Here is a 2,576-nt window from a genome sequence, read left to right as displayed (position 1 = left end):
CAGGCGGACATTACTATTGAGCCATTACAATACAGGTGCGCATAACAAAGATTATGTTAAATATTAAAATAAATAACATAAAAATCAATATGTTAAGACGGTAACCAGCTACTTTCCCATTCCAGCAACCAGTCATGGAAGCTTTAGAAACAGAGTCCTCTCATGAGTTTGTGATGCCTTAAATCCATGGTGAGCATAGAAACCTTTGGCTTCTTCAGTAAGCGCATGAACCATTATCGCACGAACCCCAATGTTCTCAGCTACGCGATAACACCGTAGAACTGCATCGTGGAGTAAATCGGCGCCAACCCCTTTTCCGTGCAATGAGACATCTACCGCCAGGCGAGCGAGTATAATCACCGGTATAGGATCTGGCATGTTACGCCGAAGACTACCTGTCGCTTCCGTATGGTTAACGCTACCGGTGGCCAAAGAGTAAAAACCAGCTACTTGCTTCGTACCCGTCTTGCAAACAACGAACGTTCGGGCAGCGCCAAGAGCTTGATTTTTTAAACCTCTCTGTTTTAGCCATTCATCGAGGACTGTCTCTCCACTGACGAACTCAGCCAGCTGATGAGAGCTGGATAACGGCTCGGGCGTGGTTATACGTCCCACTGAGGTTTCCTTGCCAGTAGTTTATTAATGGCGGGCTCATCCTCGACTGGTGCATCGAGCATATCGATGAACTCTGCATACTGTTCGTCGTTAAAATTGAAAACACGGCGATCAAGGATCACATTCTCCGCAGCCTTGCAGGCCATCTCCAGGATAAAGTCGGTTCGCGATTTATGAAGGATCTCTGCAGCAGCATCGATGAGTGCTCTCTGAGACTCTTTAGCTCTTAGGTTGAGTTGAACATCTGATTTCATACACACCTCTCTTGTATAGCAATTGATATACAAGAATAACACAACACGAACGTATAGCAAATGCTATACACTTCAAAGTACCGATAATGCGTTTTATGTTAAATATCATACATTTAATGAAAAATGATGGCTGATCTTCTGCAATAGTCAGCTCATTATCGCTGCAGGCGTGGCTTCATTCTGGATAGATGGAGTCTTTTCTGGCATTAATGCCCTGAAGACGAACACGGTCGTTATCAGGCAAATGGATACCCATCATGCGAAGAATAAAGCCGCGCCACCCCCGGTTAACCTGACCGTTATAGTCATACAGGTCTGCATTTTCTTTTTTAAGCTTTGACCATTCATGCATGAGTGTTAGTGCATCGAGCTCGGTGATGTGCTTCACTTCATCGCCGATACGTACTGTGTTAATGCCTCTTCCCGTCATGATGATCCCCTCCGGCAATATCAGTTTCAGATTAACGCTGTTATGATGATGATTTAACTACACACTAAAGGCAATCTAACGTTTAATCATACCTCTGATAATAAAGAACATCATGGTTAATGAAAACACAATCAGAAGCCAGCCAAAGGGTTTGGCATCAAAAACAGTAGTGATGCAATCATTAGTACAGGTAACCAACTTCGGGGTGACAATAGAAATTCCCCACCCAAAAATAACTACCATAGTGCCTGCTACTGCGGCTAAGAAAAAAGTGGTGAAGAATGCGCATCCGACTACAAGTAACAATCCAATCAGTTCAAATATCATATTCATGATTGCGCTCCAGGTGAGATAACTGCGAACAGACTGATGCTGGCTGTTTTATTTAACATATTTCCAGACGCCTGCAGGAATTTTATCATAAAACTTCCCCATTGCCATTTCCGCCAGCCGGTGATCCACTGCGGCATTAAAGTGCTCAAGTTCGTCATCCGTCAGGGAATATTTATTTTTTTCTATTATCCTTTCCAGAGTTTCCTTAGATGTACAGCGGCGTAGTCTTAAAATCCATTCCTGTTTCGTCATTGGTTTTTTATATCCTGAGGTGTCCCGGTAATTTCATTTTGGAAGAAGATTTCCTTTCAGCCGGTTATGAGTGAACCATTTTGCATATATGATGTAACCTACAAAAGTTAAGAGTGCGGACAGACTATATATCCCTAGAACAGGTACCACGTGATGAAAACGTATCATCTGACCGGATTCATCTGCCAGACTCATTAATACATTGCTGTATATTTCAGTCTGAAAAAACTCGTAGTAAGGTACCATCACTACATGAAGAAAAAATAAATTAAGCAGATACGTCAGAGAAAACGCGTGTTCCTGCCCGTTATAGGGCGCATACTGCGCAAAGGCGAAAATCCAGCCTGTGAAAAGCAGAAAACACATCGTGAAATACACCACCACCCATATCGCTGTTTTCATCACTGCCCCTCAGTTATATAATTTTTCTGTAACGCAAATTTCTTCAGGCGTTATGGCCCGTGCCGTTCTGCTTCAGATAATCACTGATGCTCAGGCCGGACAAGCGAATTTTATCCGAAATCTCCCTGAACTGCTCCTCCCAGCCGTCCTGCAGCTCCCTGATTGCCGCGATCTGGAAAGCAACACTGAAAGGCGTTCTGCCCAGTTTCTCGGAAAGCCAGAAAAGATGCGTACCGATCTCTTCATCCGGGACCGGTTCAAGCGCATCACTCAGTAAGGTTTTTTCGTCT

6 protein-coding genes and 1 pseudogene are annotated in these 2,576 nt (G+C 43.8%); all 7 read right to left on the bottom strand.

Annotated elements, in window-relative coordinates:
- Positions 1 to 132: 132 nt before the first annotated feature.
- The gene (locus tag HMPREF9538_RS21130; RefSeq protein ID WP_003026803.1) at positions 133 to 615 is read right to left on the bottom strand and encodes a GNAT family N-acetyltransferase; all 483 of its coding nucleotides are present in this window, start codon (positions 613 to 615) and stop codon (positions 133 to 135) included.
- On the bottom strand, positions 603 to 869 hold the full coding sequence (locus HMPREF9538_RS21135) for a DUF1778 domain-containing protein (RefSeq protein WP_003026799.1): 267 nt from the start codon (positions 867 to 869) through the stop codon (positions 603 to 605). Before HMPREF9538_RS21135 ends, HMPREF9538_RS21130 begins: the two co-directional genes overlap by 13 nt.
- 175 nt (positions 870 to 1,044) lie before the next feature.
- Positions 1,045 to 1,299 carry a hypothetical protein gene (locus tag HMPREF9538_RS21140; RefSeq protein ID WP_004152108.1) on the bottom strand — a complete coding sequence of 85 codons (255 nt, stop codon included), beginning with the start codon at positions 1,297 to 1,299 and terminating at the stop codon, positions 1,045 to 1,047.
- Between the two features lie 75 nt (positions 1,300 to 1,374).
- A complete protein-coding gene (locus HMPREF9538_RS21145) occupies positions 1,375 to 1,632 on the bottom strand; it encodes a hypothetical protein (protein ID WP_004152107.1) in 258 nt (85 codons plus the stop codon).
- 48 nt (positions 1,633 to 1,680) lie between these two features.
- Positions 1,681 to 1,884: an HHA domain-containing protein gene (locus tag HMPREF9538_RS21150; RefSeq protein WP_004152106.1), complete on the bottom strand. Its 204-nt coding sequence runs from the start codon at positions 1,882 to 1,884 to the stop codon at positions 1,681 to 1,683.
- A 33-nt stretch (positions 1,885 to 1,917) separates the two neighbouring features.
- Positions 1,918 to 2,286 carry a hypothetical protein gene (locus HMPREF9538_RS21155; protein WP_004152105.1) on the bottom strand — a complete coding sequence of 123 codons (369 nt, stop codon included), beginning with the start codon at positions 2,284 to 2,286 and terminating at the stop codon, positions 1,918 to 1,920.
- A gap of 43 nt (positions 2,287 to 2,329) precedes the next feature.
- Positions 2,330 to 2,576 (bottom strand): annotated as a pseudogene (locus HMPREF9538_RS29400) (DNA-binding protein); the annotation flags it as partial.

Source organism: Klebsiella sp. MS 92-3 (genome assembly GCF_000195655.1).
GTDB classification, from domain to species: Bacteria; Pseudomonadota; Gammaproteobacteria; order Enterobacterales; family Enterobacteriaceae; genus Klebsiella; species Klebsiella pneumoniae.
This window is presented reverse-complemented; position numbering and strand designations above follow the sequence as displayed.

What these genes read in the sequence shown, in the direction of transcription:
- HMPREF9538_RS21150 (WP_004152106.1), bottom strand. Translation starts at nt 1,884, where the DNA reads ATGACGAAACAGGAATGGATTTTAAGACTACGCCGCTGTACATCTAAG.
- HMPREF9538_RS21140 (WP_004152108.1), bottom strand. Translation starts at nt 1,299, where the DNA reads ATGACGGGAAGAGGCATTAACACAGTACGTATCGGCGATGAAGTGAAG.
- HMPREF9538_RS21145 (WP_004152107.1), bottom strand. Translation starts at nt 1,632, where the DNA reads ATGAATATGATATTTGAACTGATTGGATTGTTACTTGTAGTCGGATGC.
- HMPREF9538_RS21155 (WP_004152105.1), bottom strand. Translation starts at nt 2,286, where the DNA reads ATGAAAACAGCGATATGGGTGGTGGTGTATTTCACGATGTGTTTTCTG.
- HMPREF9538_RS21135 (WP_003026799.1), bottom strand. Translation starts at nt 869, where the DNA reads ATGAAATCAGATGTTCAACTCAACCTAAGAGCTAAAGAGTCTCAGAGA.